This window comes from Shewanella sp. Isolate13 (assembly GCF_022398325.1).
Lineage (GTDB): Bacteria > Pseudomonadota > Gammaproteobacteria > Enterobacterales > Shewanellaceae > Shewanella.
In genome coordinates this window covers 54,343-69,999 of sequence record NZ_JAKEVD010000017.1, presented here as the reverse complement: position 1 = coordinate 69,999, position 15,657 = coordinate 54,343, and the positions used below count along the sequence as shown (strand labels likewise).

General features: G+C 46.8%; 14 protein-coding genes and 1 riboswitch. Of the genes, 7 read left to right on the top strand and 7 right to left on the bottom strand.

Features of this window, described 5'->3' with window-relative positions; genetic code table 11:
- Positions 1–403 precede the first annotated feature (403 nt).
- The gene (gene ppiC / locus L1D44_RS12355) at positions 404–682 is read right to left on the bottom strand and encodes a peptidylprolyl isomerase PpiC (protein ID WP_202722546.1); all 279 of its coding nucleotides are present in this window, start codon (positions 680–682) and stop codon (positions 404–406) included.
- A 168-nt stretch (positions 683–850) separates the two neighbouring features.
- On the opposite strand from ppiC, the gene L1D44_RS12350 reads away from it, so the two are divergent.
- On the top strand, positions 851–1,630 hold the full coding sequence (locus tag L1D44_RS12350; RefSeq protein WP_239891041.1) for a CLCA_X family protein: 780 nt from the start codon (positions 851–853) through the stop codon (positions 1,628–1,630).
- A 65-nt stretch (positions 1,631–1,695) separates the two neighbouring features.
- On the opposite strand, the gene pyrC is transcribed toward L1D44_RS12350, so the two are convergent.
- The gene (gene pyrC, locus L1D44_RS12345; RefSeq protein ID WP_239891039.1) at positions 1,696–2,733 is read right to left on the bottom strand and encodes a dihydroorotase; all 1,038 of its coding nucleotides are present in this window, start codon (positions 2,731–2,733) and stop codon (positions 1,696–1,698) included.
- A gap of 189 nt (positions 2,734–2,922) precedes the next feature.
- Here pyrC and L1D44_RS12340 point away from each other — a divergent pair, with 189 nt between their 5' ends.
- Entirely contained in the window at positions 2,923–3,642 is a 720-nt protein-coding gene (locus L1D44_RS12340; RefSeq protein WP_239891037.1) for a pseudouridine synthase, read from the top strand.
- Positions 3,643–3,713: 71 nt separating this feature from the next.
- Here L1D44_RS12340 and L1D44_RS12335 read toward each other — a convergent pair whose 3' ends face one another.
- A complete protein-coding gene (locus L1D44_RS12335) occupies positions 3,714–5,861 on the bottom strand; it encodes a cation:dicarboxylase symporter family transporter (protein ID WP_239891035.1) in 2,148 nt (715 codons plus the stop codon).
- A 175-nt stretch (positions 5,862–6,036) separates the two neighbouring features.
- Positions 6,037–6,954 carry a LysR family transcriptional regulator gene (locus L1D44_RS12330; protein ID WP_239891076.1) on the bottom strand — a complete coding sequence of 306 codons (918 nt, stop codon included), beginning with the start codon at positions 6,952–6,954 and terminating at the stop codon, positions 6,037–6,039.
- 201 nt (positions 6,955–7,155) lie between these two features.
- On the opposite strand from L1D44_RS12330, the gene L1D44_RS12325 reads away from it, so the two are divergent.
- Positions 7,156–7,677 carry an NAD(P)H-dependent oxidoreductase gene (locus L1D44_RS12325; RefSeq protein WP_239891033.1) on the top strand — a complete coding sequence of 174 codons (522 nt, stop codon included), beginning with the start codon at positions 7,156–7,158 and terminating at the stop codon, positions 7,675–7,677.
- Between the two features lie 185 nt (positions 7,678–7,862).
- On the top strand, positions 7,863–8,636 hold the full coding sequence (locus L1D44_RS12320; RefSeq protein ID WP_239891031.1) for a hypothetical protein: 774 nt from the start codon (positions 7,863–7,865) through the stop codon (positions 8,634–8,636).
- Positions 8,637–8,694: 58 nt separating this feature from the next.
- On the opposite strand, the gene L1D44_RS12315 is transcribed toward L1D44_RS12320, so the two are convergent.
- A complete protein-coding gene (locus L1D44_RS12315; RefSeq protein WP_239891029.1) occupies positions 8,695–9,888 on the bottom strand; it encodes a M56 family metallopeptidase in 1,194 nt (397 codons plus the stop codon).
- Positions 9,885–10,262: a BlaI/MecI/CopY family transcriptional regulator gene (locus tag L1D44_RS12310; protein ID WP_239891027.1), complete on the bottom strand. Its 378-nt coding sequence runs from the start codon at positions 10,260–10,262 to the stop codon at positions 9,885–9,887. The genes L1D44_RS12315 and L1D44_RS12310 overlap by 4 nt, the downstream gene beginning before the upstream one ends.
- A gap of 504 nt (positions 10,263–10,766) precedes the next feature.
- A riboswitch (cobalamin riboswitch) is annotated at positions 10,767–10,954 on the top strand.
- Between the two features lie 123 nt (positions 10,955–11,077).
- Here L1D44_RS12310 and L1D44_RS12305 point away from each other — a divergent pair.
- The 3 genes from L1D44_RS12305 (at position 11,078) to L1D44_RS12295 (ending at position 14,649) form a co-directional block, all read left to right on the top strand.
- Complete coding sequence (locus L1D44_RS12305; RefSeq protein WP_239891026.1) at positions 11,078–12,931, top strand: TonB-dependent receptor; 1,854 nt, start codon at positions 11,078–11,080, stop codon at positions 12,929–12,931.
- A gap of 97 nt (positions 12,932–13,028) precedes the next feature.
- Positions 13,029–13,643 carry an arylesterase gene (locus tag L1D44_RS12300; protein ID WP_239891024.1) on the top strand — a complete coding sequence of 205 codons (615 nt, stop codon included), beginning with the start codon at positions 13,029–13,031 and terminating at the stop codon, positions 13,641–13,643.
- 277 nt (positions 13,644–13,920) lie between these two features.
- A complete protein-coding gene (locus tag L1D44_RS12295) occupies positions 13,921–14,649 on the top strand; it encodes an HDOD domain-containing protein (protein ID WP_239891022.1) in 729 nt (242 codons plus the stop codon).
- An 80-nt stretch (positions 14,650–14,729) separates the two neighbouring features.
- Here L1D44_RS12295 and L1D44_RS12290 read toward each other — a convergent pair whose 3' ends face one another.
- The gene (locus L1D44_RS12290; protein WP_239891020.1) at positions 14,730–15,632 is read right to left on the bottom strand and encodes a LysR family transcriptional regulator; all 903 of its coding nucleotides are present in this window, start codon (positions 15,630–15,632) and stop codon (positions 14,730–14,732) included.
- Positions 15,633–15,657 lie beyond the last annotated feature (25 nt).

The following is a 15,657-nucleotide window of genomic DNA, read 5'->3' as shown; positions in this document are numbered from 1 at the left end:
GGAAAAGCGAAGACGGTACAAGTAGGAAAAGCAAAAAGAGATACAGCGCGTTATGTTTTGCTTTTCCTAGCAGGGCGAAGCCCGTTCTCGTAGCGAAGCGTCCTAGGATCTTGAGCCTTCATTAAAGCGCAGCACCCTAAAACCTAGGTCCTTCTTTTAAAGCTAAGACGGTAAGAGCCGAACGGCCTGCGGCCTTAGGAACGTGACTGCGTCACTACGGAACGCTACGCTTACGGAAAAGATAGGAAATGCAGGTGCTAGGAAAAGCGAAGACGGTACAAGCAGGAAAAGCAAAAAGAGATACAGCGCGTTATGTTTTGCTTTTCCTAGCAGGGCGAAGCCCGTTCTCGTAGCGAAGCGTCCTAGGATCTTGAGCCTTCATTAAAGCGCAGCACCCTAAAACCTAGGTCCTGTAGAGGATCTTAATAACATGCCAGCCGAACTTAGTCTTAACCAAGTGCGGTGTTATTAACTCACCAGTGAAGCAGACTTTGTCAAACTGTGGCACCATCTGGCCTTTCTTAAATTCACCCAAGCTGCCGCCTTTCTTACCCGATGGACAGGTGGAGTGCTTCTTGGCGAGTACGTCAAACTTAGCCCCTTTATTGAGCTGCTTGATAATGTCTTCGGCAAGTGTTTGGTGTTTAACCAAAATGTGTAATGCGGCTGCGGTGCGTGCCATCTTAAGGCCTATATGGTCTGAAACTATGGGCGCGATTATATCGTTTATGGCGTCCTTTAGGCTAGCGTTAAGCTAAAGTGACGCCGTTATAGCCATTCGTGTGTCGCCATGGCTTGCTTTATAATGGTGACTCTTAAAGCCATAACCGTCTTTGCTGGAAACCGATAAGTGTTAAAAAGCCGCAGTTATAAACGTATAGGCCCCGATTACCGCTTCGACGAGCAGGTGACTTTTGTCGATATTAAACAGGTATTCGGCCTAGGTCATATTCGCTTGGGTAAGTGGGTCGAGGATGAGGAGCGTGATAAGGCTGCTAATCTGATTTTCGACTCCTTAGCCGACTTGGCTTTTATCTTAAAACTTCCTCCCAAGGTGCTGGGACTAAGGGAAACCTTAAACCTTGCCTTTGGCAGTGGCGGCCAAAAAGGCGTGCAAGCCCATTATGCGCCACATAAACGTGAATTAGCCTTAGCTAAAAATGCGGGTGCAGGCGCATTGGCACATGAGTTTTGGCACGCGTTTGATCACTATATTGCCCCTAAATCTTTTCATACTTCGCCTAACGGGATCTCGTTTGCCAGCCACAGTTGGCTTACTGATGTGAAACCAATAAAGCATCCACTTAATCAGCGCTTAGAGCGAGTTTTTGAAGTGGCATTGCTCAATGAAAACGGTGAAGATGGTCATGATTATGTCAATCGAGCAATCGCGTTGGATAAACAACATAACAGCCAGTATTTTTCTCGGCCAACCGAGTTAATGGCGCGGGCGTTTGAGTCATGTATCGAGTCGTATGCCGACATCACTAACCCTTATTTGGTTGATGAAACCTTAAAGTCACCACTATTTGATGCTGGTGGTTACCCAACACTAGAGCATAGAGCGCAGATCTTCGATGCGTTGATTAATTACTTTGAGCCATTAGGTGATGCGCTAGGGCGTGAATAGCTTTGCAATTTCCCATAAAAGAAGCCCGCATTAGCGGGCTTCTTAAACTATTTTAGCTTAAAGGCTTAAGCTGTTTTGACTTTCCAGTTCACTTCTTCACCGGCAAAGAAAGGCACAATAGGGTTACCGTTTGGCAAAATGATCTCGCTCGGTACCGTCCACTTTTCTTTAACTAAGGTAACAGTGCTGGTGTTGCGCGGCAGGCCGTAAAAGTCTGACCCATGCTTACTGGCAAAGCCTTCAAGCTTATCTAGCGCACCTAAGTCATCAAATACCTGTGCGTATAGCTCTAACGCGCTCCATGCGCTGTAACAACCCGCACAGCCACAAGCCGATTCTTTACGGTGTTTCTCGTGTGGCGCAGAGTCGGTACCTAAGAAGAACTTACTCGAACCTGTCGCAACCGCTGCGCGAAGCGCCTCTTGATGGGTGCTACGTTTAAGCACGGGCAAACAGAAGTTATGTGGGCGCACGCCACCAACAAGTAGATCATTGCGGTTTAGCAATAAATGCTGTGGGGTAATGGTTGCCGCCACATTGTCTGCAGCTTTCATGACAAACTCAGCAGCGTCTTTAGTGGTGATATGCTCAAATACCACTTTTAACGTTGGGAAGGCGGCAACGATGCGCGCAAGATAGCGCTCGATAAAGATGGCTTCGCGGTCGAAGATATCGATATGGGATTCTGTAACTTCACCGTGAACCAGTAGCAGCATACCGTGTTTTGCCATCGCTTCAAATACTGGGAATAGCGCATCTAGGGCTTTAACCGCGGCGTCAGAGTTCGTCGTTGCACCCGCTGGATAAAGTTTTGCTGCAACAACGCCAGCGGCTTTGGCATCGATGATGTCTTGCTCTGTGGTGTTGTTGGTCAAGAAGATAGTCATTAGCGGTTCAAAAGTCGAGCCCGCTGGTCGCGCCGCCAAAATACGCTCACGATACTCTGTTACCATCTTCGCATCGGTAACAGGTGGTAAAAGGTTAGGCATCACAATCGCACGTTGGAACAGGCGCGCCGTTGCAGGAACGGTCTCTTGTAACATATCGCCATCGCGAAAATGTAAGTGCCAATCGTCAGGGGTAAGTAGGGTGATCTGCGTCATTGTGGGTTCCTAAGCGTTTACGACAAAGTAAATAGGCTTTTTTATGCCTTTTCTTAGCCGGGTATTGTGCCTGAAATCGCGCCCGCTTAACAGCTGAACCGCGATAAATACGGTTATAGAAAAGAACGCTTGTGCAATTTTTGCTACTTGGGATAATTTAGCCATAGCGAGAAGCGATTAGAAAGAGATATGCGTTTAGATAAATTTATCTGCAAGAGTACCGAGCTTAACCGTCGTCAGGCGAGTGAGTGCATCGAGCGTGGTGAAATTAGCGTTAACGGCGAGAGCATTACCGATGTGCGCTTTCAGGTACATGAAAGCAATGAGGTGCTCTACCAAGGGCGGCGGTTAGTCGCAAGGCCGTCACGCTATATCATGCTGCATAAGCCTATTCATACTCTCAGCTCTAATGTCGATGGTGACTATCCAAGTCTGTTTCGCTACATCGATATTGAAAGAGTAGAGGACCTGCACATTGTTGGTCGACTCGATGCCGATACCACGGGCTTAGTGTTACTGACCGATGACGGCCGTTGGTCATTCGATATTATCCGCCCCGACAAACAGTGTGAGAAAACTTACCGCGTGACTCTGCGTGACCCCATTATTGAGAATGCTGCAGAGATGATTGCGAGGTTTGCACATGGGCTGCAATTACAAAATGAAAAGACGCTAACCCTACCTGCTAAGCTGGAGCTTGTGACGGAAAAAGAGGTGCGATTGACCATCACCGAGGGTAAATACCATCAGGTGAAGCGGATGTTTGCCGCCGTGGGCAATCGTGTCAATGGGTTACATCGAGAGCAAATAGGTAAGCTAAGGTTAGATGTTGATGTGGGGAAGTGGCGTTACCTAAGAGAGAGTGAGATTAAGCGGCTGTCGACGCCGACGCCGGAGTCGACAGCTTAAGATAGAAAGCCCTCTACTACAGATTAAGGGCTTTTAAACGCTCTCAGGCCATAGTTTTAACGACTAGGAGCTTAATCCACCCAGTGCAGCACATCACGAATGACTGACCAGCGCGGCTGCACCTTTTCTGCGCCTTTACCTAGCATCCAATAATCGTAAATGCCTTCTTGAGTGCCATCGACCTTACGTAAGCGCTGCCAGTTATTGATGTAGTTAAGCAGCGACTGGTTCGATTGTGCCACGGCATAGGCGACCGGGTAATGGGAGTTATTTTCCAGTATGGCAATGCCGTAACCTGGGAAGAACAGGGTCCAAGCCGAACCTGCTTGGGCGCTAATCACTACCGCATCGTATTTGTGCTTCTTCTGTCTAAAGAAGTCTTTGTAGCCCTCTATTTTGACGAACTTCAGATTAGGGGCGAAACGCTTGGCCTCCTCAATGGCATCGCTATGTTCAACATAGGCGATAGTCATGTTGCGCATCTCTTTAATTTTCTCGTTGCTCTTAAAGTCGTTGACTAGGTGATCTCGAGTGGCGATAGCAAGGTTGAGTTCGAGGATGGGATTGGCGTAGCTCAGGGCGTCCATCTGCTCGATATCCATGGCGAGGCCGGACATGGCAATATCGAAGAAACCGGCCTTCAGCGATGCGGCTAGCTGGTCTTTTCTAAAGGGAATAAATTCGATTTTCACCTTTAAGTCTTCGGCAAGTTTTGTGGCCATCGCGGTATCGAAGCCGACGAGATTACCCGCATTATTGTAGTAACTAAAGGGCACGTTACTGGGGATATAGCCGACCCTGAGGGTGCCTGCATCTCTGATGGCCTGTACGCCACGGATCGGTGTCGTCGGTGTTTGTCCAAGCACAGGGAACTGGCGATTAACTTTGGTCGGCACCTTGTCGGCCACCTGCATATTGGCTATCACGCCGCTGGTGATCTCAGGACTGTGAATAAACATCCCCATGCCCACGCGACAAACAATCAAGGTTACTAATACGCTGGCCCCTATTCCTATGCCCATCTTGAGCAGTTGTGGCGGACGCAGCTTGAGTGATTTTTGAAATAGCGAAGCGGTTAGCAAAGTGAGCACAAACAGGTTCATCACTGCGGCGATGGAGTTAAATTTGCCTGTGATAAAGCCAGACATCACAAACAGCTGGAACAGATCGGCGGGCAGTTTAACTAGGTCCAGCATAAAGGGAATCGCCACATACACGCTGCCAAATAGCGCCAACAAGCCACTTATCGACAGTGAGGGAATGCTGGCGACATCCACAGGGGTGCCGTTAAACCAGCCGGCAAAATAGACAAACATGATAACCGTGAGCTTACCGATATTGGGGAAGGTAAAGGCGATCGGTACCAAAATCTCAATCAAGGTGGCACCGTCTTCACAGAGATCATCGTGCTCGCGCATAACCTGCTTACACTCTTCGACAATCACTGGGATAACAATGAAGATGTTACCCGTGGCAAAGGCGGTGACTAGGCTGGATTTGGAAATTCGTAGCGCCTGAGCAAAGGTGATCGGCGTTAGCGAGGCGACAATCCATGGCAGCACCCAGAAGGTTAGCAGTAAACACAGTACAAAATAGCTGATCAGGTAAACCTGCATGCTGGCAAATTCATCGACGCCCATGGTACCTGCAGCCGAGGCCGACATGGCAAAAATACCGATAGGGAGAATTTTGACTAGCCCCTGAGTGATGCGCGAGAAGATCTCGGAGCTGGTGTGCATAAAGGTCAGTATTTGCTGTTTATTTTCTCCCTGCATGCCAATCAGCGCCAGTCCCATGGCGATACTAAATACCACCATAGCTGGTACATAACCATCGGCCATCGACTCAAAAGGATTCGAGGGAATATATAGCTTAAAGTAATCGATAGGGGTAACGGGCTCGATACTGCTAGTACTAAAGAAGGAGGCGGATTCGATAACGGGGAAAGACAGTGGCATTAAGGCGATCATGACGATGGCTAACAGCCAGAGCAGTAACATGATAAGGCCTGCGCGACTGAAGATAAGCTTAGCGGTACTCTTTTGTAGTTTGCCGATACCACCAACCAGCGATACCACGATATAGGGCAGTACCGTCATCTGCATCAGCAAAATGACACTCGTACCAATGGTGCCCATCCAGCTAACGGATTCGCCGAAAAACAGGCCGACACCAAAGCCGACAAACATAGCCACTAACATCTGGGTTGAGCTGGTCATTGTAAGAATTTTCTTTAGCACACAATTCACCTAAGTTGTTTGATCCCCAAAGAATGCGCCTTGGCTAAATGTGACTTTGCCATGGGGGGAAGAAGGCTGATTAATTATAAGTTCCTCAGCCATTAACTTTAAAGTAATACATTTAAAAATTAGCCATAAAGGTTAACACTTCTAGCTATTTATCTCCTCCCTTTATATCGCTAGCTGATAAGCGCTCGGCAGCCAGATCGATAAAGGCCCTGACTTTAGGCGACAGATGTTTGCGGCTTGGATAAACCACAAATACATCGATGTCGGCACAGGGAAACTGGTCAAATAAGATCTCAAGCTGGTCGTTATCGAGTGCCCCCTGCATGTAGAAACTCGGTAAGCGGGTTATGCCGTGACCCGCCAGAGCCATGCTCAGCTGCATGTGACCATTGTTGCAGAGGATCTTTGGGCGAATATTAACCGTGAAATGCTTACCGTCATAGTCTATATAGTCCCACTTGCTAGGCTGTTTATGGTTGGAGTAACAGATCCCGTTATGGGTATCTAGCTCTCTGGGATGATGAGGCTTTCCGTGGCGTGAAATGTACTCTTTTGAAGCCACAGTATAGGCTTTACAGCTATAGATCTTACGGCAGATGAGGCTCGATTCTTCGAGTTGCGCCGATGCCCTAATCGCTAAGTCGTAACCATCGGCGATAACGTCGGTACGCTTATCACTTAAATCTAAATCTAGGCTGACATTAGGGTAACGCTGCAGATACTCAGAGATCACGGGCTTAAGATGATTTTGGGCAAAACCAACGGGGCAGCTGATCTTCAATACTCCGTGGGGGCTAACATCATGTTGGGTGATTAAGCCGACAGCTAACTCTGCATCGCTTATCAGTTGTAGACACTGCTGGTAATAAGCCTCCCCCTCAGGGGTTAAGCCGATAGAGCGGGTGGTACGGTTGAGTAGCCGCACTCCGAGCCGTGCCTCTAGCTTATTGACCTCTTTACTCACATAAGAGGTGGAGTGCCCTAGCACCTCTGCAGCCGCCGAGAAACCACCACTCTTAACCACCTGTGTAAAAATCACGATACCGTCAAACAGTTTATTCATCATCACATCAAGCGCCCGATTAAGAGTTATATGGAAATAGTCATTGTCTTTTGAAGTTATTAATAACCATCAGTAACTAATATACACTGCTCTTCATCGGGTTGTCGCTCAAAAGTTAATCTTCACATTAATGGTAGCGGTAACTGAATCAAATACTTTTGTAGGCATAGCCTGCAGTGACAGACATAAGAGAGCCCAATTATGAAACTATTAGCCTTTGCCGCCAGCAGCAGTACTAAGTCAATTAACAAGCAGCTTGCCACTTATGCCGCTTCATTAGTGGATGGTGCAGATGTTGAAATCCTCGATATTAATCAATATGAGATGCCTATCTATAGCCAAGATAGAGAAGAGGAGCTAGGTCACCCTGAGCTGGCACAAAAGTTTTTCGCTAAAATAGGTGAGGCTGATGCCATTATTATCTCTTTTGCTGAGCATAATGGTTCTTATACGGCGGCCTATAAAAACTTGTTTGATTGGACATCACGCATCGATATGAAAGTGTTCCAGAACAAGCCGATGGTACTGCTGGCAACGTCTCCAGGACCTGGTGGTGCCGCCACCGTCTTAGCTGCGGCAGAGGGCTCTGCGCCTTACTTTGCTGCCGATGTAAAAGCAACGCTGTCTATTCCAAGCTTTTTCGATAATTTCGATATGGAGACGCAGGCGCTTCGCAACCCTGAGCTGGAAGATAAGTTGAGATCGGCGTTAGCTCAGCTTTAATCGTTAACAAAAAGCGGATGCAGTGCATTCGCTTTTTGGCCTTAGTCCCGCAGAACTGCTCAATTCTTGCTAGGCTTTGTTACGCCTTTCTATTTACAACATCCCATATTCTTTTTGATTGCTTTTTGTTTTGATTGGTTTGCTGTAAACCAGAACGGCATCACTCACTGAAAAGGATTGATGTAATGAAAAACTCTATTCTAAAAGGCTTAGGCCTCAGCCTAGCTATCTTGTTGAGTCTGACGCTAACACTGCAAGCCGCCGAGGTTAAGCCCGATGCACTAGCTGATGTTTGGGTCATGACGCCAAATGCAGGTCAGGAGGCACAATTTGAGGCTGCCTTTAAAAAGCACGTTCAATTTCGCATTGATAAAGCTGACAGCAGAGACTGGAAAGTCTACCGCCCAGCAATAGGAACCGGAATGGACCGCTATATTGTCCGTTACTGCTGCACAAAATGGAAGGATGTCGACGCCTATCAAAAATGGCAGGCAGATAATAAGATCCTCGAAAATTGGTACGCCAATGTGGATCAGTATGTTGCCCGTTATGAGCACTTCTATTCTCGGATCGACTTTGCCAATAGCCATTGGCCTGAGGAAGAGGGTTACCGCTATTTTGCAGTGACGGATTATCGCGTCAAGATGGGGCAATGGAAAGAAGTTACAGCGGTAAAAAAACAACTGAGCGACAGCGCCAAAGCGATGAAATGGCCATATTCATGGGCATGGGGGCAAAAGATCGGTGGAAAGGGCGGTTTAAGTTTAGTGATCCCCTATCGCAACTACGCTGAAATGACGCCACCCGAGCAAACTTTTGCTCAGGCATTAGCCAAGCACATGAAAAGTGAAGAGAAGGCTGAAGAGCTTCTAGAGGATTGGTCGGATAACTTTAAGTCGACCACCTATACGGTTTATCGCTTAGTCGACGAGATGTCGATGCAATCTAACGCTAAATAGAGACATATGAAAGCTAACTTTATGCTTTGTTAAAGTTAGCTTTCACCCGAGTAAAGCGTTAAGGCGTCACTTTAATACGCTCGACATCGGTCGCTGGTGGTTCAATCATAAAGTCTAGCTGTACTTTCGCGCCCTTTTGTCCTTTGGTTGATTCTTTATAGCGCCACTGCTCAAGTGCGTTGATTGCAGACTCATCAAACACAGCTTCGGGTGATGACTTTATCACGCTGACATTATTCACTACGCCGCTTGGGTTGATATCAAACTTTAACTGAACAAAACCATTTTGATTCGCTTTAACGGCTTGAACTGGATACTTAGGTTCAATTCGAATTACAGGGTGAACGGCTTCATGTTCATGCGCGCCCGCCTGAACCTGCTGATTTAAGAGTAGGCCGCTTAAACCAAGAGAGAGTGTGAGGGCGATAATCGCTAAGCCACTTTGACCTTTTTGTGAGGTTTTCATCTGCATAATACGTTCCTTGAGGATCTGTTTATTTCCATAGTGAGTGTGTAGCAAGCCGTGGTGAGCTTGCTGCGAGTAAGCTAAAAGCACCTGGCTATAGCTGATTTTTTGCGGTTTAGTTAATGACTGGGTGACATGGGCATCACAAGATAACTCTTGATCGTCCCTAAAGCGTCGATAAGCCAGCCAGCATAAGGGGTTAAACCAAAAGGTGCTGAGGATGCAGTAAGCCAGTAGGTTACTGATTAAGTCTCGGCGTTGATGGTGGTATTGCTCATGGTTAATGATTGCGACTTGTTCATCTAGCGACAGATTTTTAAAGTTTGTCGGCAATAAAATCTTGGCATTACTGATGCCGACCAGCATAGGAGACTGCACCTTAGGGTGTTGATATGTGGGCAGCTGGGCGTGGACATTGTGGACTCGGCTTGCTGTGCGTAGCAATCGCCTTAAGCCGATAACTTGTAGGCCGAGCATAGTGGCCATAAATGTGATACCCAAAAGCCAAATATACAATAATAGTTCGGCGTAATTTGTCGTCTGTACCGTGGCGATAGCCTTGCTTGCTAATACGCTGTAATGGGCCAATTGATCGACGTGAATGGCGCTAAGTGCATAGGGTATAAGCGCAACGACCGCGGAGCCGATAAGCAGTGTGGGCACGGCAAGCCACAGGTGGTAAGTTCTATGGGCGCCAAGGTATTGCTGTAATAGGCGGTGACTTAGCAGTAAGCCGCCACACACTAACGAGAGTAAAAGAGTCTGCTGCGCCATCCATAGCATCATGACTTGTTATCCTTCTTCCAAGTATCAATCAGTTGTTGTAGCTCATCGACATCCTCGGCACTGAGCTTATTTTGTTTTGCGAAACCCGCCACCAAGGGGGCTATTCGGCCTGAGAATAGACGCTCGATAAAGGACTCGCTCTCTTTTAGCTGGTACTCACTCTGGTTGATGAGTGGGCTGTATAGGTAGGAGCGCCCCTGTTTTTCAAAACCAATGGCCTGTTTTTTAACGAGGCGGTTAAGCAGTGTCTTAACCGTTTTCTCATGCCAGTCATTACGCTGAGACAGTTGTTCAATGACTTCACTGGCGCTAATCGGTGATGATTGCCAAAGGATATTGAGTACACATAGCTCGGCATTACTGATCTCTTTCATGGTTATCTCTTCGATTACAAGTGTAATTTATATTTAAGATTACAAATGTAATCCTGTTGTGCAAGTGCTTTTTTGGGTGTTTTTTAAACTAAATGAGTGATAGCAATATAAGTCTTTGTTAAACAAGGAGGCTAGTGTTGGATTGGCAAGCTTATTGAGCAGGGGGTCTTTAACCGTATTGAGGCTCGCCAAGCGAGTTAATACCAGCACCATCATCTGACTACATTGTATGTGCTGTATGCTAGGCAGCAGTGTCACGCCAGTTTTCAAGTTGAAGGTCAACTTTTTTCATCTATAAAGGTGGCCTTCTCTGGCGGTTAAGTTAGACATTTAACCGTATAGACGTCTATAATGCGCGCACTCTCAGAGATGATGCTTTTTCGCTCTGAGAGATAACAAGTATACACTTGAATAAAAATGAGTATTTTAGTCAACTTTATTGGTGCCTAAGGTTACAGCTGTAACCTATACCAATCAGAATAGAGATTTGCTCGCTGAGTCGATCCACTTCTTATATTGATTGGTATTAGGGATAATCGGGAAGTCAGTTAGAATCTGACACTGCCCCCGCAACGGTGAATGGTGAGAGACGAGTGCGCCTTAATGGATAGGCGTTGTAAAGCTTGTACTCGCGTATTACTCAGTAATACAGAACCTAAGTCCGGAGACCGGCCAACAAAGTGATTTCGATGATTTCGGCGGGCAGATCTCGAAATGCGGCAATTGAACGAACCGGCTTAATGGAGGAGTTTTCCATATCTGGAGCGTATCACCGTGACGTTTTTGCCCCGTTTTCCTTTAGGAGTCAAAGGTAAATGGGAACACAACCATCTAAAATCGCACTGCTCGTTAGCAGTCTTATCAGTTTATCTGCATTTTCGGCGCAGGCCGAAGAAACCAATATCGCCTCGGCAAACATTGATGAAACGATCACCGTAACGGGTTCACGTTTCGATAGAACAGCAGAGCAGCAGCTGACGGTAGTCAATACTATCGAACGGGAAGAGATTGCGCGTCTGAACCCCAAATCTGTTGCCGATGTTTTGGAGACCCTACCAGGGGTGAGCGTATCGCGTAATGGCGGTGCGGGGCAGGCGACCTCTATAAGTGTGCGTGGCAGTAACTCAAACCATGTGTTGGTGCTGGTTGATGGCGTTAAAGTCGGCTCGGCAACACTGGGTACTGTGAGTTTTAATACGCTTTCGCCTGAGAATATCGAGCGTATCGAAGTGCTGAAAGGCCCTAGGGCCTCTGTTTGGGGCAGCGATGCAATTGGCGGCGTTATTCAGATCTTCACTCGTCAATTGAAAGGGGGAGAGTGGTTTGCGGGTGCAGAATATGGCTCCGATGACTATATTCGGGGTTCATTTGGCGCGGGTATGGAGCATGGAAATGGCAGCACGACTATCGCGTTAAACCATGAGCAGTCCAATGGCTACGATGTTTATAATGGCGCCGAGGTTGAAAATGACGATGACGGTTATAAACGCAACGCACTTTCACTAAAAGGTTCACAGCAGCTCGGCTCGCATTGGCAAGTGATTTGGAATGGTCAGTACGATAAAGGCAATACCCAATATGATGATATCTATGCATCGGGTTCTGCCGATGAGTCAGACTATGAAAATTATCTGTGGAACCTTGCGGGTCAGTATAGCAACGACAAATTTACCAGTAAGTTAGCCCTTAGTCAGTCTCGGGATTATAACGAAAACTTCCGTGGTGACGATGCAAGCGTTGCCATTGCAGAATTTGAAACTACGCGGGATCAAGTTAACTGGAGTAACCAGTATTTAGCGGCCGATGATCTTAGCTTAACTGGCGGCATCGATTGGTCTAGCGAGCAGGTAAAAGGCGATTACGCTCAAGATCAGCGCGATATCTTCGCAGCCTATGCATTAGTACAAAAGCAGTGGAGTAAGCTGCTAGCCGAAGTCGCTGTGCGTTACGATGACGTGGAAAACATCGATAGCGAAGTTTCCTATAATGCCAGCCTAGCCTATCAGTTTAATGAGCAATGGCGCCTCGCTGCGACAACGGGCACAGCATTTAAAGCGCCAACCTTTAACGATCTGTACTGGCCTGATTCAGGTAATCCGGATCTGATCTCGGAAACCGCTGAAAGTTACGACTTAACTCTGCATTTTGATAGCCAAGCCGTTCGCGCCTATATCAGTGTGTTCCAAAATAAGATTGATAATTTGATCGCTTGGGCTCCAACGGGTGAAAAAGATGACTTTGGTTGGGATATTTGGAAGCCAGCTAACATCAATGAAGCCAAGATCACAGGCGTAGAACTGTCGGCTCATTACCAGCTTTTAGGGCTTGACCATCAGCTTGGCTATACCTATCTAGATGCTGAGAATACCCAGACCGGAGAGCAACTTGTTGGCCGTAGTGAAAACGAGTTTAACTATATGTTGAGCTACACTTGGCAGCAGTTCGATCTACTGGCTAACTATCATTATCAGGGCAAACGCTATGCCGGTAGTGAGCAGTTCTTAGAGGCTTACCATAAGTTAGATCTAAGCCTTGGCTACCAAATTGATGATGCTTGGAGTCTAAGGTTAAAAGCTAACAACCTGTTTGACGAAGAGATTATCTCGGATCAAAACTACTTTAGCCCAGGCCGAGAGCTGTTTCTTAGTGTTAGCTATCAAGCATTTTAACTTAATGGATTAACACGTTAAGCCAGACCTTGAGTCTGGCTTTTTTTATGTTATTTTGGCTAATACCAATTTGAGTTTTAAGCGATAAGGATGACTCATGAAGCCGTTTTTCTCCCATAGTCGTGCAGTTGGCTTATTACGCCTATTGGTTATTGTGCCTTGTCTATTGCTGCAAGCTTGTTCAGGACCTAGTCTTCCACCGTTAACCGAAAATGCGCGGGTGCTGGCCTTTGGCGATAGCCTGACCTACGGCGTTGGGGCTAGCAAGGGGCAGGATTACCCGAGTCAGCTTGCGGGGATCAGTGGTTATGAGGTGATAAATGCCGGGATCTCGGGGGAAACCACATCCGCGGGCAAGCAGCGCTTAGGTGCATTGTTGGCTCGCCATGATCCAGAGCTATTGATCTTACTTGAAGGCGGCAATGACTTTCTTCGCAATCAGCCACAGGATAAGACCAAAGCGAACTTGGCTAATATGATTGAACAGGCTCAGGCAAAGCAGATCCCTGTGTTATTGGTGGCTGTGCCACAAAAGAGTTTGTTCCTCTCTCCCTCTCCCATTTACGCCGAATTAGCCGAAGAGTATCAGCTGGTTTTAATAGAGGATACCTTAAGTAGTCTGTTGAAGAGCCCTAGTAAAAAGTCTGACGCAATACACTTAAATGATGCCGGCTATTTGGAGCTCGCTAAGGCAATTTACCAAGCGATATAGTTACTGTCCTGACTGATAGTGCGTGAGTTAAAGGGCTATTTCTATGGCTAGTTTGTAGGCTTAATCACAGTTTTGTTTGGCTTAGTTAAATTAATACGCCGAAAACATTAGAAACTTGATAAGGTAATGGCGTATATGGCTTGACCTTTAGCCTTAAATTATGGGTTAATTTATACAGAGTTGGTTCAGATAAAACCAAGCTGCTTTTGTAGTCTCCTGTAAGGAGCGTTAAGTAGTTTGCGGATCATTATTAGAAGAATAAGGTTTAACGTTTCCCATGACAGATCTTGAGCAGCAGGTATTTACTCAAGTACGTGCCATTATCAGCAATGAAGAGCAGGTAATAGGTCGTAGAGGGATCCTTATCCCTTTGAAGAAGGCTATCATCGCTGACGGCGACATCCGCAATGTTATCGACATCGTCTCGTCAGACCCCGCCTTATCTGCTCACCTGTTATGGCGTAGCAGCAGCGCAGATCACGCGACGCCTCAGTCGACAAAAAATCGTTCATTAAAAGATGCCCTAGTGCGATTAGGGCAGGTCAATATCTACCGTTATGCGTTTACTTTTTACTTGAAAGAGCGCCTAGATGAGTTGGAGCAGCCTTATAAGAAGCTGGTTCAGGGATATTGGACATTAACCGAGTCGATTGCTGTCGATGCTGTCGATGAACTTCATCAAATGGACAATGTACAGATTAACCCTGATGAAGTGCAGACCTTAGCGCTGTTTAGTGTATTTGGTGAGATCATCGCTCTTACGGCATTTGCTTATCTCAACGCTGAGCTTAAAGAGCCTTATCCGTTAAGCGTGCTCAAGTCTGTGATTGAAGATGAGCAGCTGACGCTCACCGTTGAAGCGTTCGAGTCTCTAGGCTTAGATGAAGATCTACGCGATGAGTTTATGGTGGCCCATAACTTACGCCAATCCCATAACATTAATTCTCCCGGTCTGGTGCTAAGAGGCGTGTTGGCCAAGAAGAATTTACTGCTTAGAGCTGCATAAATTCAACCTATCTCAAAACGAGGGATGTCATAGAAAAAAGCCTGCAAATCTGCAGGCTTTTTTGTTTCACTTCATTTAGTTTAGTTCAGCCTCTGCTTTGCTAAACCTTCTTTTGCCACCAGCTCTAGCCAGTGCTGAGCTAGGCGTGCATTGGCACCATTACGACGGTAGGCACCAAACAGTGGGCGTTTGAGCCCTTCAGACCCGAGTTTTACACTGGTTAGACTTAAGCCATGGGCTTCGCTAATCGACCAGCTTGGTAGCGCGGCGATACCATCTTTACAGGCGATTCGCTGTAGTAACATCATGGTCAGATCGCATTTTACTTGCGGCCCAGCTTGTATGCCCGCAGGCTCTAAGAAGTGACGATAGAGATCTAAGCGCTCAAGTGATACTGGATAGCTTAAAATAGACATGTTTTCCAGCTGCTTAGGAGTAACGTATTCCTGCTGCGCCAAAGGGTGATCACTGGCTACCACTAATCTCACTTCAAAATCGAATAGATGTTGGTAGGCAATCGATTGACCCGGTACGGGATCGGACGTTAGCACCACATCGAGTTCACCTTGCTCAAGGGCATTGATGGAGTCGAATAGGTGGCGGCTAGAGAGATCCAGATCGGCTTGAGGGTATTGCTGCCTAAACTCTTCCATCACCGGCATTAACCAGCGAAAACAGCTGTGACATTCGATGCCCACGCCTAGGTGGTTGTCACCATCCTCTAAGCCTCTTTTCAGATCAAATTCGGTTTCGATCACTTTTGGCAGAATATCTTCAGCAAGGTTGAGTAGTCTCGTGCCTTCTTGTGTGAAAGAGAGCGGTTTGCTCTTACGCACAAAAATAGCTGAGTTAATACGGGTCTCTAATTCCTTGATCTGATGCGACAGTGCCGACTGAGTGACGAAGCGTTTTTTTGCAGCCCCAGCGAGGCTGCCGCTTTCCTTTAGGGCAACTAACGTACGTAAATGTCTAAGCTCTATCATATTATCCTCACATGAAATTCGCTCA